The organism is Pseudomonas sp. FW305-20, from assembly GCF_058788075.1.
Genome location: NZ_JBYTAJ010000009.1, coordinates 37,963 through 60,071 on the forward strand (window position 1 = coordinate 37,963; position 22,109 = coordinate 60,071).

The 22,109-nt window shown below is 58.7% G+C and carries 18 protein-coding genes; 11 read left to right on the forward strand and 7 right to left on the reverse strand.

Annotated features, from left to right (window positions below; all coding sequences use genetic code 11):
- The first annotated feature begins 2 nt into the window (after positions 1 to 2).
- Entirely contained in the window at positions 3 to 3,647 is a 3,645-nt protein-coding gene (locus AC3WP4_RS10200) for a transporter substrate-binding domain-containing protein (protein WP_102614796.1), read from the forward strand.
- A gap of 49 nt (positions 3,648 to 3,696) precedes the next feature.
- Entirely contained in the window at positions 3,697 to 6,642 is a 2,946-nt protein-coding gene (locus tag AC3WP4_RS10205) for an HD domain-containing phosphohydrolase (RefSeq protein ID WP_102614797.1), read from the forward strand.
- On the opposite strand, the gene AC3WP4_RS10210 is transcribed toward AC3WP4_RS10205, so the two are convergent.
- Positions 6,643 to 7,125, reverse strand: a complete 483-nt coding sequence (locus tag AC3WP4_RS10210; RefSeq protein ID WP_074878818.1) for a GAF domain-containing protein — start codon at positions 7,123 to 7,125, stop codon at positions 6,643 to 6,645. It abuts the gene before it with no gap.
- Positions 7,122 to 8,012, reverse strand: coding sequence for an ATP-binding protein (locus AC3WP4_RS10215; protein ID WP_074878819.1), 891 nt, complete (start codon positions 8,010 to 8,012; stop codon positions 7,122 to 7,124). The genes AC3WP4_RS10210 and AC3WP4_RS10215 overlap by 4 nt, the downstream gene beginning before the upstream one ends.
- Before the next feature lie 166 nt (positions 8,013 to 8,178).
- Between AC3WP4_RS10215 and AC3WP4_RS10220 the strand changes: the two genes are divergently transcribed.
- Entirely contained in the window at positions 8,179 to 10,500 is a 2,322-nt protein-coding gene (locus AC3WP4_RS10220) for a hybrid sensor histidine kinase/response regulator (protein WP_102614798.1), read from the forward strand.
- Here the strand turns inward: AC3WP4_RS10220 and AC3WP4_RS10225 are convergent.
- From AC3WP4_RS10225 to msrB, 3 genes are all read right to left on the reverse strand, one after another.
- Positions 10,484 to 10,945, reverse strand: a complete 462-nt coding sequence (locus AC3WP4_RS10225; RefSeq protein WP_074878823.1) for a MarR family winged helix-turn-helix transcriptional regulator — start codon at positions 10,943 to 10,945, stop codon at positions 10,484 to 10,486. The genes AC3WP4_RS10220 and AC3WP4_RS10225 overlap by 17 nt on opposite strands.
- Positions 10,942 to 11,427, reverse strand: a complete 486-nt coding sequence (locus tag AC3WP4_RS10230; protein ID WP_074878825.1) for a glutathione peroxidase — start codon at positions 11,425 to 11,427, stop codon at positions 10,942 to 10,944. The genes AC3WP4_RS10225 and AC3WP4_RS10230 overlap by 4 nt, the downstream gene beginning before the upstream one ends.
- Positions 11,428 to 11,590: 163 nt before the next feature.
- Positions 11,591 to 11,986, reverse strand: a complete 396-nt coding sequence (gene msrB / locus AC3WP4_RS10235; RefSeq protein WP_074878827.1) for a peptide-methionine (R)-S-oxide reductase MsrB — start codon at positions 11,984 to 11,986, stop codon at positions 11,591 to 11,593.
- A 226-nt stretch (positions 11,987 to 12,212) separates the two neighbouring features.
- Here msrB and AC3WP4_RS10240 point away from each other — a divergent pair, with 226 nt between their 5' ends.
- Positions 12,213 to 13,424 carry a pyridoxal phosphate-dependent aminotransferase gene (locus tag AC3WP4_RS10240; protein ID WP_008145866.1) on the forward strand — a complete coding sequence of 404 codons (1,212 nt, stop codon included), beginning with the start codon at positions 12,213 to 12,215 and terminating at the stop codon, positions 13,422 to 13,424.
- A 316-nt stretch (positions 13,425 to 13,740) separates the two neighbouring features.
- Positions 13,741 to 14,628, forward strand: coding sequence for a protease HtpX (gene htpX / locus AC3WP4_RS10245; protein ID WP_074878828.1), 888 nt, complete (start codon positions 13,741 to 13,743; stop codon positions 14,626 to 14,628).
- A 190-nt stretch (positions 14,629 to 14,818) separates the two neighbouring features.
- Here htpX and AC3WP4_RS10250 read toward each other — a convergent pair whose 3' ends face one another.
- Positions 14,819 to 15,475: a thiopurine S-methyltransferase gene (locus tag AC3WP4_RS10250; RefSeq protein ID WP_074878830.1), complete on the reverse strand. Its 657-nt coding sequence runs from the start codon at positions 15,473 to 15,475 to the stop codon at positions 14,819 to 14,821.
- Between the two features lie 103 nt (positions 15,476 to 15,578).
- On the opposite strand from AC3WP4_RS10250, the gene AC3WP4_RS10255 reads away from it, so the two are divergent.
- Complete coding sequence (locus AC3WP4_RS10255) at positions 15,579 to 16,346, forward strand: DODA-type extradiol aromatic ring-opening family dioxygenase (protein ID WP_102614799.1); 768 nt, start codon at positions 15,579 to 15,581, stop codon at positions 16,344 to 16,346.
- Positions 16,347 to 16,376: 30 nt separating this feature from the next.
- Here AC3WP4_RS10255 and AC3WP4_RS10260 read toward each other — a convergent pair whose 3' ends face one another.
- Entirely contained in the window at positions 16,377 to 17,090 is a 714-nt protein-coding gene (locus AC3WP4_RS10260; protein WP_074878833.1) for a UTRA domain-containing protein, read from the reverse strand.
- A 349-nt stretch (positions 17,091 to 17,439) separates the two neighbouring features.
- On the opposite strand from AC3WP4_RS10260, the gene AC3WP4_RS10265 reads away from it, so the two are divergent.
- The 5 genes from AC3WP4_RS10265 (at position 17,440) to AC3WP4_RS10285 (ending at position 22,108) form a co-directional block, all read left to right on the forward strand.
- A complete protein-coding gene (locus AC3WP4_RS10265; RefSeq protein ID WP_074878835.1) occupies positions 17,440 to 18,507 on the forward strand; it encodes an ABC transporter substrate-binding protein in 1,068 nt (355 codons plus the stop codon).
- Between the two features lie 179 nt (positions 18,508 to 18,686).
- A complete protein-coding gene (locus tag AC3WP4_RS10270) occupies positions 18,687 to 19,493 on the forward strand; it encodes an alkaline phosphatase family protein (RefSeq protein WP_074878838.1) in 807 nt (268 codons plus the stop codon).
- 5 nt (positions 19,494 to 19,498) lie between these two features.
- Positions 19,499 to 20,335, forward strand: a complete 837-nt coding sequence (locus AC3WP4_RS10275; protein ID WP_173860451.1) for an ABC transporter permease — start codon at positions 19,499 to 19,501, stop codon at positions 20,333 to 20,335.
- Entirely contained in the window at positions 20,322 to 21,122 is an 801-nt protein-coding gene (locus AC3WP4_RS10280) for an ABC transporter permease (RefSeq protein WP_074878843.1), read from the forward strand. The genes AC3WP4_RS10275 and AC3WP4_RS10280 overlap by 14 nt, the downstream gene beginning before the upstream one ends.
- Positions 21,119 to 22,108, forward strand: a complete 990-nt coding sequence (locus AC3WP4_RS10285) for an ABC transporter ATP-binding protein (RefSeq protein WP_074878845.1) — start codon at positions 21,119 to 21,121, stop codon at positions 22,106 to 22,108. The genes AC3WP4_RS10280 and AC3WP4_RS10285 overlap by 4 nt, the downstream gene beginning before the upstream one ends.
- Position 22,109 lies beyond the last annotated feature (1 nt).

The following is a 22,109-nucleotide window of genomic DNA, read 5'->3' on the forward strand; positions in this document are numbered from 1 at the left end:
GGATGCCCAGTCGTATAAAGGATTATCTGAGACTCATGGCCGCAGGTTTATGTCTGCACACCTCAGTGGCCGCTGCGCAGACCGTCAGCGAGAACTACAACCTGATGAGTCGCTCGATGGCTGGACACCAGGAAGTCCAACTGGATAAATCACAACGACAATGGATTGAGCATAAACGGGAACTGATCCTGGGCACGTCAGCCCCGGACTACCCCCCTTTCGACCTGACCATCAGTGGTCACGACTACGAAGGCTTTACCGCCGATTACGCAGGTATCCTTGGCAAAACAACCGGTCTGCCCATCAAGGTGCTGCGCTTTGCGTCCCGGGAGGCCGCGATCGAGGCACTCGAAAGTGGCAGGATCGACTTGCTGGGGACCGCCAATGGCTTTGAAGCCCGCAACGTTGACATCGTACTTTCCGCCCCCTACGCCGCAGACCAGCCGGTTCTGGTGACCCGCGAAGGTGAAACCCGATCCCTGACCGATGGGCTGGCGGGGCTACGGCTGAGCATGGTGTATCACTATTTGCCGCTGGAAGAGGTCAAGGCCATGTATCCGGGGGCGATCATCACGTCCTTTCCGTCCTACCAGAATGCGATCAATGCCGTTGCCTTCGACCAGGCTGACGTGTTTCTGGGTGACACGATTTCCACCCATTACATGATCAACAAGGGTTATCTGAACAACATCCGCATGGCCAACTTCGGCAAACACGAAGCCCACGGTTTCAGCTTTGCCGTGCATAAGGACAACCCGCAACTGCTCGGCATCATCAACGCAATGCTGTTAGCCATCCCCACCAGCGAACGAGACAACATTGCCAAGCGCTGGAGTGCCGGCAGTGACATGCTGCTCACCGATCAGAAACTGCAACTCACCCACAAAGAGGAACGCTGGCTGGCACAAAACCCGGTAGTGCGAGTGGTGGTCAATGAAGCTTTTGCGCCGCTGACGTTTTTCGACAGTGATGGCAACTTTCGTGGGGTTACTGCGGACTTGCTGGAGCTGATCAGATTGCGCACCGGCTTGCGCTTCGATGTCCGTCGCAGCCGCAGCGATGAAGAGATGATCCAACAGATCAGCGACAACCAGGCCGACGTGATCGCCGCACTTCTTCCCAGTGCCCAACGTGAAACGACGTTGAACTTCACCCGCCCCTATTTGCAAAACTCCTTTGTCCTGCTGACTCGCAAAGCCGCCGACAGCCCGGCAAGCCTTGCGCAGTTGGAGGACAAACGCCTGGCAATCGCCCAAGGCAATCCCCTGGTGGATTACCTGCGCAGCGAGTTCCCGCGGATCAAGCTGATTGAAACCCCGGATACCTTCAGCGCCGTGGAGTTGCTGGCCGAGGGCAAGGCAGAAGGTGCGGTGAATTCACTGGTGATTGCCAACTACTTCATCTCTTCGCAGCTCTTCGAGCACACCCTTCAAATCAGTACCACCATCGGCACCCGGCAAGCTGCGTTTTCACTGGCCACAAGCCGGGACGCCAAAGAACTGAACACCATTCTCGACAAGGCGCTGCTGAGCATTGCACCGGAAGAACTGGGCATCATCAACAGCCGCTGGCGCGGCTATTCGGCGTCCTCGCAAAGTACCTGGCGCAACTATCACCGTCTGTTCTACCAAGTCGTCATCGGTGCCGGGGTGCTGCTGCTGATTTCCGTTGCCTGGAACGCTTACATGCGTCGCCAGATAAAGCAGCGCCAGGCAGCCGAGCGTGCGTTGAACGATCAACTCGAATTCATGCGATCACTGGTCAACGGGACGCCTCATCCGATCTACGTCCGCGATCGCCAGGGACTGCTGCAAAGCTGCAACGACAGTTACCTGGAAGCCTTCTGCGCAAGACGTGAAGACGTCATCGGCAAAAGCGTCATGCAAGCCAGCCTGAGCAATGCGTTCGAAGCCCGGGAATTTCAGGCCGATTACCAGCGCGTTGTGGCCGAGGGCAATCCGCTGATTCTCGATCGCGCGCTGCACATCGGCGAGCGCAGGCTGACGATTTACCACTGGATTCTTCCCTACCGTGATTCGAGCGGTGAAGTCCAAGGCATCATTGGCGGCTGGATCGACATCAGCGAACGACGGCAACTGTTCGATGACCTGCGCGAGGCCAAAGAGCGCGCCGATGAAGCCAACCGTGCCAAAACCACCTTTCTGGCGACCATGAGCCATGAGATCCGCACTCCGATGAATGCGGTCATCGGCATGCTCGAACTCACGCTCAAACGCATCGATCACAAGCATCCGGATCGCCCGGCAATCGACGTGGCGTACAACTCGGCGAAAGACCTGTTGGAGCTGATCGGAGACATTCTCGACATTGCACGGATTGAATCCGGACGCCTGAGCCTGAGTCCTGAACGGGTCAATCCCAGTGAAATCGTGGCCTCGGTGGTGCGGGTCTTCGATGGACTGGCGCGTCAGAAAAATCTGCAGCTGCTGCTGGAATTTCGCCCTGCCAATCCAGGGTTTGATGTCCTGCTGGACCCTATGCGCTTCAAACAGGTGCTGTCCAACCTGGTGAGCAACGCCATCAAGTTTACGGAGCACGGCCAAATCAGGATCATCGTCGACCTGCAGCTGACCGCCGAGCCTGAGCGGGTCCGGATGTTGTTGCAGGTTCATGACAGCGGCATAGGGATCAGCGAACAGGATCAGCAGCGGTTGTTCGAACCCTTTGCTCAGGCCGATCACGCCGTGCAGTCAGCCAGAGGCGGGGCGGGGCTTGGGCTGATGATCAGCCGCAGCCTGTGCGAAATGATGGGCGGCAGCCTGCAATTGAGCAGCCAGCCGGGTGCCGGCACGCACGTCGAGGTGTCGTTGCACCTGGCAACATTGCCATTGGTACAGATGCCAGAAACTGCTGAAGCGAAAATCCGCACCACTGCGACTCCCTTAAACGTTCTGGTGGTCGACGATCACCCCGCCAATCGCTTGCTCATGTGCCAGCAACTGGAGTTTCTGGGCCATCGATTCAGCGTCGCGCCGGATGGACAGGCGGGGCTTCAGGCATGGGAAGCCGAGCCGTTCGATCTGGTGATTGCCGATTGCAACATGCCGGTCATGAACGGATATGAACTGGCCCGCGCCATTCGCCAACATGAACAAAAAACGCACCGCCCGGCCTGTACCGTGCTGGGTTTTACCGCCAACGCACAACCGGAAGAAATACAACGCTGCAAACAAGCCGGGATGGACGATTGCCTGTTCAAGCCACTTACCCTCACAGCCTTGAGTCAGTGGTTTGAAGGTATCAGGCCAACCGTGCGCGATCCTGCCTTCAGTCTGCAAGGATTGCGTCTTTTGACCGGCGGAGATCCGGTATTGGACCAGCGACTGTTGACCGAACTGTTGAACAGCAACCGTCTGGACCGACAAGAACTGCTGGCGCTGTCCCCCTCTAAAGAACCTCAGTCATTTCTCGACGTCGCCCACAAAATCAAAGGCGCCGCCCGAATCGTCCAGGCGTCCAGGGTGATCGACAGCTGCGAGGCGATGGAAAAGGCCTGCCATGAAGTGTTCCATCAGGATCAAGTGGCCGATTGCAGCAAGGCTATAGAGCGCGCCATGCTCGAACTGGAGCAGGCATTGCAGCAACAGATCGGCCAAAACGACAAAGGCAGAATGACAGAGCCTTAACTATGCTTGGACGCTGAGCAGTGTGTTAACCATCATGGAGAGACCTGCAATGCCCAGCCCACTGCGCCCGGATCAACGTCGGTTTCCCCTGCACGTCCATATCAGTGTGATGTTCACATTCCTGCTGTTGCTGACTGGCGTGGTGCTGGGCCTTTTCAACTACCAGCAAACCACGCAGATCATCCTTTCCAGCAGTGAGAAACTCTTCAACCGCATCGAGCAGGATGTCCGTCTCGACCTGCACGCCACTTATGAACCGATTCGCCATCTGCTGTCCCTGCTGGCGCAATACCCGGCGACCCAGGCACCTGACCTTGCGCAACGCCTGGCGCTGCTCAAACCCTTCAGCCAGTCGCTCAAGGACAACCCCGACCTGGCCTCGTTGTACCTTGGCTATGGCAATGGCGATTTCTTCATGGTTCGGCCCTTGCGAACCCCCGAGTTGAAAACGCTCCTCAAGGCACCGGACACGGCGGCTTATCAGGTGTGGAGCATTGAGCGAACAGGCAACAGCGGCCAGGTCCGCTCCCAATCATTGTTTTTCGATCAGGATCTGGCCCTCATCAGCCGCCAGGACAACCCCGACGAATCCTACGATCCGCGAACCCGTGCCTGGTATGCCAATGCCCGTAGCGACAGCAATCAGATCACCACCGAACCCTATCTCTTTTTCTCCACCCGCAATGTCGGCACTACCCTGGCCCGGCGCAGTGGCGAACAGGCGGTCATGGGTGCCGACCTGACCCTGGCGGCACTCTCCGCAACCCTGGCCAAACATGTCGTGACCCCCAGTACCGAAATCGTGCTGTTCGATGCAGAAGGAAATGCCATCGCGTATCCCGACAGCAGCAAACTGATCATCGACGATCAGACTGCCCGCCTGATCAAAGCCGCCGACCTGAGCCCCAGCCTCGGTGTATTGCTCAACAATCCCTCCGCAGGTAATCGCCTGGATGTCGCCGGTCGTCAATGGATCGTTGCCCGCAGCCGCATGCAGGAGGGCGGCCCTCAGGGGCTGCAACTGGCGCTGCTGGTGCCGGAAGATGAATTGCTGGTCGATGCCTACCGCATGCGCTGGCAAGGCGCGCTGATTACCCTGGCCACGCTGTTGCTGTGCCTGCCGCTGGGCTGGCTGACCTCACGAATCCTGGTCAAACCCTTGCGCGCGCTGGTGCAGGAGGCCGATGCGGTGCGCAGTTTCGACTTCAACTTTCCGGCCTCCCGTCGCTCTCCCGTGCTCGAAGTCGACCAACTGAGCGTGTCGATGACGCGCATGAAAGACACCCTGGCGAGTTTTTTCCGGATCACCGACAGCCTGAGCGCCGAGACTCGCTTCACCCCCTTGCTGGAACGGGTGTTGTTTGAAACCGTGAAAATCGGCCAGGCCCAGGCCGGCCTGATCTACCTGCGCGAAAGTGATGGCGATCGAATGGAGCCCCATGGCCTGGTCCTCAACGGTTCCTCACGGGCATTGCCGCCATTTCATCTTCGAGCACACGACTCCCAGGCGCCGCAAAGCCCGGCATGGCTACAACAGCTGTCGAAGGCCGACAACATCGTCACCACGCTTGGTTTCGAACAGGCCGGGGATTTGCAAAAGGTGTTGCATGAGCTGGAGTGTCCCCGCGTCCACCTGATCGGCATTCGACTGCACAATCGTCATAACGAAACCGTGGGCCTGCTGGTCCTGCTATTGGCCGATAGCGGCAACCAGAGCGATCTGGAGAAACTTCGTCCGGACCGCATCGCGTTCCTCCAGGCTGTGTCAGGCGCGGCCGCCGTCAGTATTGAAAGTCAGCGTCTGCAAGCCAAACAAAAACAACTGCTGGATTCCTTCATTCAACTTCTGGCGGGGGCGATTGACGCCAAAAGCCCCTATACCGGCGGTCACTGCCAGCGAGTACCGGCGCTGACCCTGATGCTCGCCCAAGCCGCCGCTGCCAGCCAGGCCCCCGCCTTCAGTGGCTATCAACCCAACGAAGATGAATGGGAAGCGCTGCACATCGCCGCCTGGTTGCACGACTGCGGCAAGGTCACCACCCCGGAATATGTGGTCGATAAAGCCACGAAGCTGGAAACCCTCAACGACCGTATTCACGAAATCCGCACCCGTTTCGAAGTGCTCAAGCGCGATGCCTGGATCAGCTATTGGCAAGCCATGGCCCTGGGCGGTAACGAGCAGCACCTGGCCGAACTGCGCAACGCCACGCTGGCGGGGCTGGACGATGATTTCGCGTTCGTTGCCCGCTGCAACCTGGGCAGCGAGGCAATGGCCGAGTCCGACCAGCAACGCCTGCGCAGCATTGCCCAACGCAGCTGGACCCGAACCCTGGATGACCGGCTGGGCGTTTCCTGGGAAGAGAATCGACGTCAGGCACGGACCCCGGCACCGGCACTGCCGGTCAGCGAGCCATTGCTGGCGGACAAACCCGAGCACCTGTTCGAACGCCCCGAAGCCGAGTTGATTCCAGAGGACAATCCCTGGGGGTTCAAGCTCGATGTGCCGCGCTACAAGTACAACCGGGGCGAGCTCTACAACCTGAGCGTTGCCCGAGGCACCCTGACCCGCGAGGAGCGTTACATCATCAATCACCACATGGTGCAGACGATTCTGATGCTCAGCCACCTGCCCTTCCCCGGCCACCTCACCAATGTCGCGGAGATCGCCGGTGGCCACCACGAGAAAATGGACGGCACGGGGTATCCCAAACAGTTGAAGCGCGAAGAAATGAGCCTGCCGGCGCGGATGATGGCGATTGCCGATATTTTCGAAGCCCTGACCGCCGCCGATCGCCCCTACAAGAAAGCCAAGTCCCTGAGCGAAGCGCTGGGCATCATGGCCACCATGTGCCGGGATTCTCACATCGATCCCGAGTTGTTCGGGCTGTTCATCAACGCGCAAATCTACTTGGAGTACGCCGATCGTTTCCTCGATCCCCAACAGATCGATGCGGTTGATCCGGCAAGCCTGCTGGTCAAAGCAGGCCTGGCATGATCAGCAGTCGGTCAGGCGCAGGAAAATCGCCGCCAATTGCTCGATACCAGCCTGATCTTCAACGGTAAAACGCGCCAGTTTCGGGCTATCGAGGTCCAGCACGCCAATCAATCGACCGTCCTTGACCAGTGGCACCACCAGCTCGCTGTTCGACGCACTGTCGCAAGCGATGTGCCCGGGAAACGCATGCACATCCTCGACCAATTGGGTCTGCAAGGTAGCCGCTGCCGCTCCGCACACGCCACGGCCGAACGGAATCCGCACGCAGGCGATCTGTCCCTGAAACGGGCCAAGCACCAGCTCTTCGTTGCGATTGAGGTAGAACCCGGCCCAGTTCAGGTCATCGAGCTGGTTGAACAGGAACGCCGAGAACTGCGCGGCGTTGGCGATGAAATCCCGTTCGTCCGCCAGCAATGACTCCAATTGCGCCCACAGCATGCCGTAGCCTTCGAGGCCCTGGCCGCTCTTTTGTAAATCGATCATGCCTTGTGCTCCAACAGCTTCAGCCCGACCCAATAGCGGGCAAATTGATACGCGCAACGTCCGTTGCGATTACCGCGGCCCGTGGCCCAACGTACCGCGAGGATGTCCAGTTCTTCGTCCCGCTGCCACTTGAGGCCCGCCTTGTCGGCCAGTTGACCGATCCAGTGTTCGACGACGTTGAGGAAGTGCTCCTGGGTAAACGGATAGAACGACAGCCACAATCCGAAACGATCCGACAGCGCAATCTTGTCTTCCACCGCCTCACTGGGATGGAGTTCGCCGTCAACGCGTTTCCAGTTTTCGTTATCGCTTTCCTTTTCCGGCACCAGATGGCGACGGTTGGACGTGGCGTACAGCAAAACGTTATCCGGCGCCTGTTCGAGAGAGCCGTCGAGCACGCTTTTGAGCACGCGGTAATCGCCCTCGCCCGACTCGAACGACAGATCATCGCAGAACAGCACGAAACGCTGGGGCAACTTGGCGATCTGTTCGACAATACGCGGCAAGTCCGCCAGGTGATCGCGCTCGATTTCGATCAAGCGCAAACCGGCTTCGGCGTGTTCGGCCAGCAAGGCGCGAACCAGCGACGATTTACCGGTTCCACGCGAACCCCAGAGCAGCGCGTGGTTGGCCGGCATGCCGTCGAGGAACTGTAGGGTATTACGCCCCAGTTGCTCCACTTGACGGTCGACACCGACCAGGTCGGTCAAACGTGTGTCGAGGCTGACTTGCAGCGGCAACAGAAAACCGCTGCGGCCCTCACGTTGCCAGCGCGCGGCCAGGCAGTGAGTCCAGTCGATGGTTTGCCGAGGTGCTGGCAGCAGCGGTTCGATACGGGCCAGAACGGCATCGGCGCGTTCAAGAAAAGCATTTAATCGGGAATCCACGTCTTCTCCTCGGGCACGTTCACAGTAATGATGGTGATACAGCGACGAAACACAACATCCGGTGTCCGGTTCATCCCTCTGCACAAGGGCTCACGAGAACATCGGTATCCATGCATGATCGACTATGCTTGAGCAGCGAAGGGAAACGGAAGTGGTTCAACACCCCATGGATATCAAGTTCACCAACCGGCTGTCCTACAAGCAAGCCAGGCTGACTGTGCTGGTCGGTTTCATTCTGGGCACGCTGCTCAGCCTGCTGCAAATAGGCATCGATTATGCCAGTGAAGACGCCTCCATCAACCGCGAAATCCTGTCGTTGCTGGAAATCAGCCATAACCCCGCGTCCCGCATTGCCTACAACATCGACGCCGAACTCGCTCAGGAACTGACCCTGGGCCTGTTGCGCTCGCCGGCGATCATCGGCGCACAATTGATCGACAACAACAGTACCGTGCTGGCCAACGTCAAACGCCCGGGGGTGCAAAGCGGCTATCGGGTGATCAGCGACTTCCTGTTCGGCGCCAATCGGCAGTTCGAAGACCGTCTCTACCTGGATCACTTGCCGACCGAATCCCTCGGCATCCTGCGACTGGACGTCGACACCTATTCATTCGGCAACCGCTTTCTGCGTCGGGCCGAGGTGACCCTGCTCAATGGCTTCGCGCGCAGCCTGCTGCTGACTGGCATCCTGCTGGCGCTGTTCTACGTGATGCTGACCAAGCCGTTGGTGCGAGTCATCCGTGAACTCAGCAGTCGCGACCCGCGCAGCGCGGAGTCAACGTCGCTGGAGTGTCCGACGGACCATGAAAACGATGAAATCGGTGTACTGGTCAAGGTGGCCAATCAACAATTCGAAAACATCGCCACCGAAATCCAGCAGCGACGCAACGCGGAAAACCGCCTGACCGACTACCTCGGGCAACTGGAGAACATCGTCTCGGCCCGCACTGCGGAACTCAAGGCGATCAACTCGCGGCTCAGCCAATCCAACGAGGAACTGGAAGTCGCCCGCAGCACCGCCCTGGACATGGCCGAAGCGCGCTCGGTGTTCCTGGCCAACATGAGCCACGAGATCCGCACGCCGCTCAATGGCCTGTTGGGGATGATCGCGCTTTCCCTGGACGGACCGCTCAATGCCGAGCAACAGCAACAGCTGTCCATCGCCCATGACTCAGGCAAAGTGCTGGTGGAACTGCTCAACGATATTCTCGATCTGTCGAAGTTCGATGCCGGCCAACTGGAGCTCGAACATATTCCGTTCGATCTTGGCTCGCTGATCGAAGACACCGCCAACCTGCTATCGCAAAACGCCGCGCCGAGCGTCGAGCTGAGCTGCCTGATCGACCCGCAATTTCCGGCCCTGGTGCTTGGGGATCCGACGCGAGTCCGACAGATCGTCAGCAACCTGTTGTCCAACGCCCTCAAATTCACCCGTTTCGGTCGGGTCGATGTGCGCCTGTCGACATTCGAGGACGGCGTCAGAATCGAAGTCTGCGACACCGGCATCGGTATCGCCCAGGATGCCCAGGTCAAGATCTTCCAGCCCTTCACGCAGGCCGGCGCCGGCATTACCCGGCAATTCGGCGGGACCGGGCTGGGTCTGGCGCTGACCTACAACCTCTGCGAAGCCATGCAAGGGCGCCTCACCATCAGCTCGGAAGCAGGCTTCGGCAGTCAGTTCTGTGCCGATCTGCCGCTACCCAGCCACACCCGCGCCCTTCCCCCGGCCTCTTTACGGGGCAAGGTCATCGCAATCACCGCCGCCAGCAGCGGTCTGGCCGAACTGTTGAACAGTGTTTTGCCTGGCTGGGGGCTCGACTATGAGCAGCGTTCCATCGATGACTCGTTGCTGGGTGTGAACCCGGATGTGCTGATTACCGATTGCCCCGAATGTCTGTTTGGCCTGCGTCCTTCGTGTACAGCCCCCATTCTGCTGGTCACCGCGTACGGCAGTTTCATGCCCAGCGAAGAAGCTCTCGCCCTCGCCCCCTTACAGCAACAGGCGCGACCTCTGGCACGCAACGCGCTATACCAGACGCTAAGGCGAACCCTGCAGCCGGAACTCAGCACGATCAACGGTGCCCGGCTCGACGTCCTCTCCCCACAACGACGCGGGCGCGTGCTGTTGGTGGAGGACAATCCGGTCAACCAACTGGTGGCCAAGGGGATGCTCGGAAAACTCGGTTGCGAGGTGATTGTCGCCGGTCACGGTGGTGAGGCGCTGGATCAGCTGGAGCAGAGCGAATTCGATCTGGTGCTGATGGACTGCAACATGCCGGTGATGGACGGCTACGAGGCCAGTCGGCAAATCCGTCGCAGCGGACGCTGGCCACAGCTGCCCATCGTCGCCCTGACCGCCAACGCCATGTCCGAGGAGCGCGAACGCTGCCGTGCGGCTGGCATGAGCGATTACCTGGCAAAACCCTTCCGCCGGGAAGAGCTGGCTGCCCTGCTGGATTTATGGATTCCGACTACGACAGTACTTTGATTTGCCTCAACAGGTGATCAAGGCCGTCGCGCAGATCATTCAAGCGATCCAGATCGACACCGCTGTCGCATAACAGACGGGCCTTGAGCGGCCCGACCTGATCGCGCAAAGCCTTGCCGGTTGGCGACAGGCTCAAGTGTACTTCCCGCTCGTCCCGCACCGAGCGCTGCCGCTGAACCAGTTGCAGTTGCTCAAGACGCTTGAGCAACGGCGTCAGCGTGCCGGAATCCAGCGCCAGACGTTCGCCCAACGCCTTGACCGTCGGCTGCTCTGGCGCTGCGTCCTGCCATTCCCACAACACCAGCATCGCCAGGTATTGCGGGTAGGTCAGGCCGAGCTGATCGAGCATCGGCTTGTAGGCGCGGATCACCGCCCGGGAAGCGGCGTACAGCTTGAAGCACAGTTGACTGTCAAGCTTCAGGGAATCGACTGACAAGGTGTTCATTTGAGCAGGGCTTCGATCTCGCGGCTCAGGTCCTGCGGCTTGGTCGCGGGGGCGAAGCGCTTGACCAGTTGGCCATCCTTGCCAATCAGAAACTTGGTGAAGTTCCACTTGATGCCTTGGGAACCCAGCACACCCGGCGCGCGCTTTTTCAGTTGAACGAACAGCGGATGGGCACCGGCGCCATTGACTTCAATCTTTTTGAACAGCGGGAAACTGACGCCGAAGTTCAACTCGCAGAACTCGGAAATCGCCCCTTCGTTGCCCGGCTCTTGCTTGCCGAACTGGTTACACGGAAAACCCAGCACCACCAGACCTTGATCCTTGTAGGTCTGCCACAACTCTTCAAGACCTTTGTACTGGGGGGTGAAACCGCATTTGCTCGCGGTGTTGACCACCAGCACGGCCTTGCCGGCGAAATCGGCCAGGGTCTTTTGCTCACCCTTGATGGTGGTGCAAGGGATGCTCAGCAGGTTGTCGCTCATGGTTCGGACTCTGAATGAGGGAAGATGAGGCAAACATAGCGAGCAATTGAATTGTGTGCAATTTAATAAATCAATTGCCGATTGACTGTAGGAGCACGGCTTGCCTGCGATGGCGTCCTTTTGATCGCCATCGCGAGCAAGCTCGGCTCCCACAGGGCTCGCATTACGCGCGCGGTGCCAGGTCCAGGCACACCGAGTTGATGCAATAACGCAGGCCGGTCGGCGGCGGGCCGTCCGGGAACACGTGCCCCAGGTGCGCATCGCATTTGGCGCAGACCACTTCGGTGCGGATCATGCCGTGGCTGACGTCACGGATCTCGACCATGGCGCTGTCGCCGATCGGTGCATAAAAGCTCGGCCAGCCGCAGCCGGAATCAAATTTGGTCTTGGAATCGAACAGCGGCTCGTTGCAGCAGATGCAGTGGTAGACACCGTCAGTTTTGGTGTCGTTGTACTTGCCGGAGAACGGCCGCTCGGTGCCCTTGAGGCGGCAAACGTTGTACTGCTCCGGATCGAGCATCGCCCGCCATTCTTCCTGGGTTTTTTCCAACTTTTCCATCATCACACCTCAGCAGCTGAAAAAGCCCGATCTGAACCTTTTCCACGGATCGGGCGGCACGTATGATTGCGCCTCGTCAAACGCCAGTCTGGCAGCCAGACCACGCGCATTCAAACGGATTTATGGATGCTGCCTCTCAAGGCGTCAGGCCTGTGTGAATACGCAGGATTCCCAGCACGGTCGTTCATACGCCGCCTGGATCGTTCATTTTCGGGAACACATCGCCATGCAGGTCAGCAAATCGAACAAGCTCGCCAACGTCTGCTACGACATTCGCGGCCCAGTGCTCAAGCACGCCAAACGCCTGGAAGAGGAAGGCCATCGCATCCTCAAGCTGAACATCGGCAACCCGGCGCCTTTTGGTTTCGAAGCGCCGGATGAAATCCTCCAGGACGTCATCCGCAATCTGCCGACGGCTCAGGGCTACAGCGATTCCAAAGGTCTGTTCAGCGCCCGCAAGGCCGTGATGCAGTACTACCAGCAAAAGCAGGTAGAAGGCGTCGGCATTGAAGACATCTATTTGGGCAACGGCGTTTCCGAGCTGATCGTGATGTCGCTGCAGGCCCTGCTCAACAACGGCGATGAAGTGCTGGTGCCGGCCCCGGACTACCCGCTGTGGACTGCCGCGGTGAGCCTGTCGGGCGGCAACCCGGTGCATTACCTGTGCGACGAGCAGGCCAACTGGTGGCCGGATCTGGCCGACATCAAGGCCAAGATCACCCCGAACACCAAGGCACTGGTGATCATCAATCCGAACAACCCGACCGGCGCGGTGTATTCGAAAGAAGTCCTGTTGGGCATGCTGGAACTGGCCCGTCAGCACAACCTGGTAGTTTTTTCCGACGAGATCTACGACAAGATTCTGTACGACGATGCCGTGCACATCTGCACGGCGTCCCTGGCGCCAGACTTGCTGTGCCTGACCTTCAACGGTCTGTCCAAGTCCTATCGCGTCGCGGGTTTCCGTTCCGGCTGGATCGCCATTTCCGGCCCGAAACACCATGCCCAGAGCTACATCGAAGGTATCGACATGCTGGCCAACATGCGCCTGTGTGCCAACGTACCGAGCCAGCACGCGATCCAGACCGCCCTCGGCGGCTACCAGAGCATCAATGATCTGGTATTACCCAACGGACGATTGTTGGAACAGCGCAATCGCACTTGGGAGCTGCTCAACGATATTCCCGGCGTGAGCTGCGTCAAGCCAATGGGCGCGCTGTATGCGTTCCCAAGGATCGACCCGAAAGTCTGCCCGATCCATAACGACGAGAAATTCGTGCTCGACCTGCTGCTGTCGGAGAAGCTGCTGGTGGTACAAGGCACGGCCTTCAACTGGCCTTGGCCGGACCACTTCCGTGTGGTGACCCTGCCGCGCGTGGACGAGCTGGACATGGCCATCGGACGTATCGGCAACTTCCTCAAGTCCTATCGCCAGTAACCTGCCTGTCACCGTGCGACGCTTGCGCATGTCGCACGGTGATTGATTCAGCAACATTTCTTTGCACCCTGCCGAACATCACTTCTTCAATCGCTGACCGATGCCTCGTTGCGCGCTCGCGCCTAACAACGGCGGGGCTTACGACGTTAATTGGCTGACAAACACTTCCTGCATCGATGTCGGAAATGCCCTTCAAACAGCTAGACTGTTGCCGTAGGACACAGTTTGAAATAGTCACCCGGTTGAATAGCCCGGGTCAGCACCTTATATACCCCGCAGTACGCTACATCTTTAGCATGAGGAGATTTCTACAACCATGATGCGCATCCTGCTGTTTTTGGCCACTAACCTGGCGGTCGTGCTGATTGCCAGCATCACCCTGAGCCTTTTCGGCTTCAACGGGTTCATGGCGGCCAACGGGGTTGATCTCAACCTCAATCAGCTGCTGATTTTCTGTGCGGTCTTTGGTTTCGCCGGTTCGCTGTTCTCGCTGTTCATCTCCAAGTGGATGGCGAAGATGAGCACCAGCACCCAAATCATCAGCCAGCCGCGCACACGTCACGAGCAATGGCTGCTGCAAACCGTCGAGCAATTGTCCCGGGAAGCCGGGATCAAGATGCCCGAAGTCGGTATTTTCCCGGCCTACGAGGCGAACGCCTTTGCCACCGGCTGGAACAAGAACGATGCGTTGGTCGCGGTCAGCCAAGGGCTGCTCGAACGCTTCTCGCCTGATGAAGTGAAGGCCGTTCTGGCCCACGAAATCGGCCACGTCGCCAATGGCGACATGGTCACCCTGGCATTGGTCCAGGGCGTGGTGAACACCTTCGTGATGTTCTTCGCACGGATCATCGGCAACTTTGTCGACAAGGTGATCTTCAAGAACGAAGAAGGCCAAGGCATCGCCTATTACGTGGCGACCATCTTCGCCGAGCTGGTCCTGGGCATTCTGGCCAGCGCCATCGTCATGTGGTTCTCGCGTAAACGCGAATTCCGTGCAGACGAAGCCGGTGCACGCCTGGCCGGCACCGCCGCAATGATCGGCGCCCTGCAACGCCTGCGGGCCGAACAGGGGCTACCGGTGCACATGCCGGACACCCTGACGGCTTTCGGCATCAACGGTGGCCTCAAACAAGGGTTCGCCCGCATGTTCATGAGCCACCCGCCGCTGGAAGAGCGTATTGACGCGTTGCGTCGTCGGGGCTGAGAGGCTTCGCACTAACAAAAAAAGGCCCGCATTGAATGCGGGCCTTTTTTTGTCTGCTGATTTTTGCAGTGTTCATTCGGGCCCCATCGCGAGCAGGCTCACTCCCACATTAGACCGCGTCTATCTAGACAGCTCGGTCAACTGTGGGAGCGAGCCTGCTCGCGATGAGGCCGGTACAAACAACACCAATCTATCGGCTGGAAACCCGATAAACCCGCTCTTCAAGCCGCGTAACACCCTTTTCCAGGAACTTCCAGCTTTCGCCCAGAACGTCCTGATCTTCCAGAATCTTTAACTCCCACGACGCACCGAACAACCGCTGCACTTCGTCATCCAGCACGGCAAAGGGCGGTCCCTCCATTTGTGCCTGGTCGTAATCCAGGGTAATCAGCAGCCCCAGCGAATCCTTCGGCATAATCCGCTTCAGATGCTCGGCATATTGCTCGCGCATCTTCGGTGGCAAGGCGATCAACGCAGCGCGGTCGTACAGCGCGCTGCAATCGGCAACGTCGCCGGCCGTCAACGCGAAGAAATCACCACACCAGATCTCGATCGAGCCCGCCCGATAGACCGTGAAGGGGCCTTGATCGCTGACGTCCGGATCAAATTGATGCTCATGGAAAAAGTCTTCCACCGCTTTTTCCGACAATTCGATGCCCAGCACCTCATGCCCGCATTTCGCCAGCCACAGCAGATCCAGGCTTTTCCCACATAACGGCACCAGTACGCGCGCGCCCTCTTCCAGGCCCAGCTGCGGCCAGTACCGCTGCAGATATGGATTCACTTCCGGCAGGTGAAAGCCGATCTGATTCGACGTCCACCGCTTGTGCCAAAACTCCGGCTGCATAATTAATCCCGAAAATTCGATCAAAAGACTCTAAAACTTATATTAGATTTAGATCAATGATCTGACTGAAGATGATGCCATCTTACCCCTCAGGAGCGCATTCATGTTCCCCAGCCTTTACATATCCCATGGCTCGCCCATGTTGGCACTGGAACCGGGCGCCAGCGGGCCCGCTCTTGCTCGCCTGGCGGCAGAATTGCCGAAACCCGAGGCCATCGTCATTGTTTCTGCGCATTGGGAAAGCAATGAGTTGCTCGTCAGCGGCAATCCCCAGCCTGAAACCTGGCATGACTTCGGCGGTTTTCCGCAGGCGTTGTTCAACGTGCAATACCCGGCACCCGGCAATCCAAAATTGGCCGCAGAGGTTGTCGAACTGCTGAAAAGCAATGGCCTGCCCGCTCGCATCGACGCCGAACGGCCGTTCGACCATGGGGTCTGGGTGCCCTTGTCATTGATGTATCCACAAGCCGACATCCCCGTGGTGCAAGTTTCGCTACCCACCCGCGGCGGCCCGGCCCTGCAGACCCGTGTCGGTCATGCCCTGGCCAGCCTGCGCGAACATGGCGTGTTGCTGATTGGTTCCGGGAGCATCACCCACAACCTGCACGAACTGGACTGGCACGCCGGCCCGGAAAGCGTCGAACCCTGGGCCCAGGCATTTCGTGACTGGATGATCGAAAAACTCGCTGCCAACGACGAACCCGCGTTGCACGATTACCGTCAGCAAGCACCGAATGCCGTGCGCAACCATCCCAGCGATGAACATCTGTTGCCGTTGTACTTTGCGCGCGGCGCGGGAGGGACATTCAGCGTGAGTCACAAGGGATTCACCATGGGCGCCCTGGGCATGGACATTTACCGATTCGGGTAATGACAGAACCGAGGCCTGTGGCGGCCAGGCTCAGACCACATCAACCCCGACATGAATCGCATCGTGCCGCCAAAACTCCAGATCACAATCGATCAACCGTTCATGCTGATCGTAATTGACCCGAGCGATGCGCAACCCCGGGCTCCCCACCGACACCCGTAAAGCCGCCGCCGCATCCACCGACAACGCCGTCGGCACAATCTCGAAACGCACCCGCCCATAGTGCAAGTCGTAATGCCGGGCATACAGCTCGGTAATCGACTGATTCAGATCGAAATCCAGAATCCCCGGAAAAAACTGCGGATTCAAATAGTGCTCCACATACAACACCAGCCGCCCATCTATCCGCCGCGCCCGGCAAATCTGAATCACGCTGGACAACGCCGGCAGCTGCAACCAGGCACAGACCGCCGCCGACGCCGGTTGCAACCGCGCGGAAATCACCTCGGTGGACGGCACCCGCCCCTGTGCACTGACCATTGCGTGAAAGTGACTGCGCTGCATCAGGTTATAGGCCAGGCGCGGTGGCGATACGAACCAGCCACGGCGCTCCTCCCGATAAATCTGCCCCTGGGCTTCCAGTTGCAACAACGCTTCACGCACGGTGATCCGCGTGGTTGCGAACAACTCACTGAGCTTGCGCTCGGCCGGCAGTTTGCTCCCGGGCGCCAACAGGCCATGGTCGAGCTGTTCTTGCAGAACCTGCCCGATGGCTGTCACCGCTTTGGTTGTCTCGATGCGCATCAACGTTACCTATCTGGACTAGACCAGCACTGTTCCGGGGCGGAACCGCGATTCAAATCGGTTCCCTCAATTCCCGACAAGCCTAGGCACTGCTCATGACTGACAGATGACAAAGCCGCCGAACGGTTGCTCCAAACGCCTGCAATTTCACGGCCAAGTCCTTTTATATCAGCCTATTAGCCATGGTCTACGCTTACTCCGAAGCCTGAGCTTTGCAACTTGAAAAATATAGGCCGACCGGTCGTCGACATCAAAATGTCATCCGAGGCGCCTAAATTGGCTCAGGTATTGCTGACCTAGACCAACACAACCGCAATCGCAGCGTTGAAAACGCCCAAAGGAGCTTCGGATGAAACAGCTTTTCCTGGCCTCACTGTTAGGCTCGACCATTGCCATGTGTACCGCCGCGATGGCGGCTGATAGCGATTTGAAAACCCTCGAAGCCGCGGCGAAAGCGGAAGGTGAGGTCAACAGCGTCGGCATGCCCGACAACTGGGCCAACTGGAAAGGCACCTGGGATGACCTGGCCAAGAACTACGGCCTGAAACACATCGACACCGATATGAGCTCGGCCCAGGAAATCGCCAAGTTCGCCGCTGAAAAAGACAATGCCACTGCCGATATCGGTGATGTCGGTGCCGCGTTCGGTCCGATCGCGGTGAAGCAAGGCGTTGTGCAACCTTACAAGCCAAGCACCTGGGATCAGATCCCGAGCTGGGCCAAGGATAAGGACGGCAACTGGGCGCTCGCCTACACCGGCACCATCGCGTTCATCGTCAACAAAAAGCTGCTGCACGGTTCCGACGCTCCGACCAAATGGGCTGACCTCAAGGACGGCAAATACAAGGTTTCCATCGGTGATGTGAGCACCGCGGCCCAAGCCGCCAACGGTGTTCTGGCTGCCGCGCTCGCCAATGGTGGCAATGAGAAAAACCTCCAGCCGGCGCTGGATCTGTTTTCCGATATCGCCAAGCAAGGCCGCCTGTCGATGGCCAACCCGACAATTGCCACCATGGAAAAGGGTGAAATCGAAGTCGGCGTGGTCTGGGACTTCAACGGTCTGAGCTACAAGGCCAAAATGGCCAACCCGGATGACTACACCGTGCTGATTCCCTCCGATGGCTCGGTGATCTCTGGTTACACCACCATCATCAACAAGTACGCCAAGCACCCGAATGCCGCCAAGCTGACCCGCGAATACATTTTCAGCGACGCCGGCCAGATCAATCTGGCGCGCGGCAACGCCCGTCCGATCCGCGCCGAGCATCTGACTCTGCCGCCCGAGGTTCAGGCCCAGTTGCTGCCTAACGAGCAGTACAAAAAGGTCACGCCGATCAAAGACGCCGATGCATGGGAAAAGACCTCCAAAGCCCTTCCGCAGAAGTGGCAGGAAGAAGTCATCATCAACATGCCGTAACACGGTAGATCCCCATTCGGGGATCTGATGGAGATCCAATGTGGGAGCGAGCCTGCTCGCGATGAGGGACTGTCAGCCAACATCAATGTTGAATGTCAGACCGCTATCGCGAGCAGGCTCGCTCCCACAAAGGATTGGTTGCGTATTTGAATCATCTGTTTTGCGGAGTTCCAGCCCCTATGAAGCACAACGTCATCCTTGTCGTGCTCGACGGCCTCAATTACGAGGTCGCCCGTCACGCCATGGGGCACCTGCAGGCTTATGTCGGCGCAGGACGCGCGGCACTCTACAAACTGGAGTGCGAATTGCCGGCGCTGTCCCGACCGCTTTACGAGTGCATCCTGACCGGTGTCACCCCGATCGACAGTGGCATCGTTCACAACAACGTCTCGCGCCTGTCGAACCAGCGCAGCATCTATCACTACGCCAGCGATGCCGGCCTTGTCACCGCCGCCGCGGCCTATCACTGGGTCAGTGAGCTGTATAACCGTTCGCCGTTCGTGGCTGCGCGGGATCGTCACACCGACGACCTGGACCTGCCGATCCAGCACGGTCATTTCTACTGGAACGATCACTACCCGGACTCGCACCTGTTCGCCGACGCCGAAAACCTGCGCCTGCGTCATGCGCCGAATTTTTTACTGATCCATCCCATGAACATTGACGACGCCGGGCACAAGCACGGTCTCGACACCCCGCAGTACCGCAACAGCGCCCGTTCGGCCGACATAATTCTGGCCGATTACCTGCAAACCTGGCTCGACGCCGGGTATCAGGTGCTGGTGACCGCCGACCATGGCATGAACAACGATCGTTCCCACAACGGCCTGCTGCAGGAAGAACGCGAAGTACCGCTGTTCGTCCTCGGCGATGCTTTCAGCTTCAATGCCAACGCCGCACCGAAACAGACTGAAATCTGCGGCACTGTCTGTGAACTGCTGGGCGTGCCCCATGACAAACCTGTGTGCCGGGAGCTGCTCAAGTGAACACCATGACCCGCGGAAAATGGCTGGCAGCCTTGTGTCTGGTGCCTTTCGCATTGTTCTTTATCGTATTCCAGATCGCCCCGCTGACCTGGGTGATGATCAACAGCCTGCAATCGGAAGAATTCGGCTGGGGCATTGCTAACTTCACCAGGATCTTCAATTCGAAGTTCTATCTGCAGGCGATCCAGTTCAGCCTCGAGATCAGTTTCTGGTCCAGCGTGTTCGGGATCATCATCGCGGTGCTCGGCGCCTATTCCCTGCGCCGGGTCGACTCGAAACTGCGCAACTTCGTCAACGCCTTCGCCAACATGACCAGCAACTTCGCCGGCGTGCCTTTGGCCTTCGCGTTCATCATCCTGCTGGGCTTCAACGGCAGCTTCACCATCATGCTCAAGCAGGCCGGGATCATTCAGGACTTCAACCTGTATTCGAAAACCGGGCTGATCATTCTCTACACCTACTTCCAGATTCCGCTCGGCGTGCTGCTGCTCTACCCGGCCTTTGATGCCCTGCGCGAAGACTGGCGCGAATCCGCCGAGTTGCTCGGCGCCAATGGCTGGCAGTTCTGGCGGCACATCGGTTTGCCCGTGCTGACCCCGGCGCTGCTCGGTACGTTTGTGATCCTGTTGGCCAACGCCTTGGGCGCCTACGCGACGGTGTACGCACTGACCACCGGCAACTTCAACGTGCTGCCGATCCGCATCGCGGCGATGGTTTCCGGCGACATTTCCCTGGACCCGAACCTGGCCAGTGCTCTGGCCGTGGTACTGGTGGCATTGATGACCCTGGTGACCATCGTGCATCAGTTGCTGTTGAAGAGGAGCTACCATGTCTCGCGCTGAACTGGGCCCCGTCGGGATCTATCACCGGGTGGTGGTGTATTTGCTATTTGCCATCCTGCTGCTGCCGTTACTCGGGACGCTGATTTACTCGATCTCCAGCAGTTGGTCAGCGACCATTCTGCCCAGTGGCTTTACCGTTAAATGGTACTTGGAGCTGTGGAGCGATCCGCGCTTTCTCCATTCGTTCGGCCAATCGCTGCTGGTCTGCGTCGGCTCGCTGATTCTGTCCGTGGTGCTGATTCTGCCGCTGCTGTTTGTGGTGCATTACCACTTCCCGAAACTCGATGCCCTGATGAACATCCTGATCCTGCTGCCCTTCGCGGTGCCGCCGGTGGTGTCGTCGGTGGGACTGTTGCAGCTTTACGGTTCCGGGCCATTCGCGATGGTCGGGACGCCGTGGATTCTGATCGGCTGCTACTTCACCGTGGCGCTGCCGTTCATGTACCGGGCAATCACCAATAACCTGCAGGCGATCAATCTGCGCGACCTGATGGACTCCGCTCAGTTGCTCGGTGCCAGCACCTGGCAAGCGGCGTTCCTGGTGGTGCTGCCAAACTTGCGCAAAGGTTTGATGGTGGCGTTGCTGCTGTCGTTCTCGTTCCTGTTCGGTGAGTTCGTGTTCGCCAACATCCTCGTCGGGACCCGCTTCGAAACCCTGCAGGTCTACCTCAACAACATGCGCAACAGCAGCGGCCACTTCACCAGTGCGCTGGTGATTTCCTATTTCTTCTTTGTGCTGGTTCTGACCTGGGCGGCCAATATTTTGAACAAGGACAAAAGCCAATGAGCTTCGTCAGCGTCCAACACCTACTGAAAAGCTACGCGGGCACCACGGTGTTCAGCGACATCAACTGTGAAATCCAGAAGGGTGAGTTCGTCACCCTCCTCGGCCCGTCCGGTTGCGGCAAGTCCACACTGCTACGCTGCATCGCCGGGCTGACCTCGGTGGATGGCGGCAAAATCCTGCTCGATGGCCAGGACCTCGTGCCGTTGAGCCCGCAAAAACGCGGGATTGGCATGGTGTTCCAGAGCTACGCGCTGTTTCCGAATATGACTGTCGAGCAGAACGTCGCCTTTGGTTTGCGCATGCAGAAGGTCAACGCCGACGACAGCCATAGGCGTGTTGCCGAAGTACTGAAACTGGTGGAACTCAATGACTTCGCCGCGCGTTATCCGCATCAACTGTCCGGCGGTCAATGCCAGCGAGTCGCCCTCGCCCGCTCGTTGGTGACCCGGCCTCGCCTGTTGCTGTTGGATGAACCGCTGTCGGCCCTGGATGCACGGATTCGCAAGCACTTGCGCGAACAGATCCGTCAGATCCAGCGCGAACTCGGCTTGACCACGATCTTCGTCACTCACGATCAGGAAGAAGCCCTGACCATGTCCGACCGGATTTTCTTGATGAATCAGGGAAAGATCGTACAAAGCGGCGACGCCCAGACCCTTTACACCGCCCCCATCGATCTCTTTGCCGCAGGTTTCATCGGCAACTACAACCTGCTGGACGCCGACAGCGCCACAAAACTGCTGCAGCGACCGATTACACACCGCATCGCGATTCGCCCGGAAGCCATCGAACTGAGCCTGAATGGCGAACTCGACGCACAAATCCGCAGCCACAGCCTGTTGGGCAACGTGATTCGCTACCGGGTCGAAGCCCGGGGGGTGGAATTGGTGGTGGATGTGCTGAACCGCTCGGCGGCCGATCTGCATCCCGATGGTCAGCGTCTGGCGCTTTCCATCGATCCGACGGCCCTGTGTGAGGTAGCCTGAT

Coding starts and splice junctions, on each gene's coding strand:
- AC3WP4_RS10200 (WP_102614796.1), top strand. CDS start 3: ATGCCCAGTCGTATAAAGGATTATCTGAGACTCATGGCCGCAGGTTTA.
- AC3WP4_RS10205 (WP_102614797.1), top strand. CDS start 3,697: ATGCCCAGCCCACTGCGCCCGGATCAACGTCGGTTTCCCCTGCACGTC.
- AC3WP4_RS10210 (WP_074878818.1), bottom strand. CDS start 7,125: ATGATCGATTTACAAAAGAGCGGCCAGGGCCTCGAAGGCTACGGCATG.
- AC3WP4_RS10220 (WP_102614798.1), top strand. CDS start 8,179: ATGGATATCAAGTTCACCAACCGGCTGTCCTACAAGCAAGCCAGGCTG.
- AC3WP4_RS10225 (WP_074878823.1), bottom strand. CDS start 10,945: ATGAACACCTTGTCAGTCGATTCCCTGAAGCTTGACAGTCAACTGTGC.
- AC3WP4_RS10230 (WP_074878825.1), bottom strand. CDS start 11,427: ATGAGCGACAACCTGCTGAGCATCCCTTGCACCACCATCAAGGGTGAG.
- msrB (WP_074878827.1), bottom strand. CDS start 11,986: ATGGAAAAGTTGGAAAAAACCCAGGAAGAATGGCGGGCGATGCTCGAT.
- AC3WP4_RS10240 (WP_008145866.1), top strand. CDS start 12,213: ATGCAGGTCAGCAAATCGAACAAGCTCGCCAACGTCTGCTACGACATT.
- htpX (WP_074878828.1), top strand. CDS start 13,741: ATGATGCGCATCCTGCTGTTTTTGGCCACTAACCTGGCGGTCGTGCTG.
- AC3WP4_RS10250 (WP_074878830.1), bottom strand. CDS start 15,475: ATGCAGCCGGAGTTTTGGCACAAGCGGTGGACGTCGAATCAGATCGGC.
- AC3WP4_RS10255 (WP_102614799.1), top strand. CDS start 15,579: ATGTTCCCCAGCCTTTACATATCCCATGGCTCGCCCATGTTGGCACTG.
- AC3WP4_RS10260 (WP_074878833.1), bottom strand. CDS start 17,090: ATGCGCATCGAGACAACCAAAGCGGTGACAGCCATCGGGCAGGTTCTG.
- AC3WP4_RS10265 (WP_074878835.1), top strand. CDS start 17,440: ATGAAACAGCTTTTCCTGGCCTCACTGTTAGGCTCGACCATTGCCATG.
- AC3WP4_RS10270 (WP_074878838.1), top strand. CDS start 18,687: ATGAAGCACAACGTCATCCTTGTCGTGCTCGACGGCCTCAATTACGAG.
- AC3WP4_RS10275 (WP_173860451.1), top strand. CDS start 19,499: ATGACCCGCGGAAAATGGCTGGCAGCCTTGTGTCTGGTGCCTTTCGCA.
- AC3WP4_RS10280 (WP_074878843.1), top strand. CDS start 20,322: ATGTCTCGCGCTGAACTGGGCCCCGTCGGGATCTATCACCGGGTGGTG.
- AC3WP4_RS10285 (WP_074878845.1), top strand. CDS start 21,119: ATGAGCTTCGTCAGCGTCCAACACCTACTGAAAAGCTACGCGGGCACC.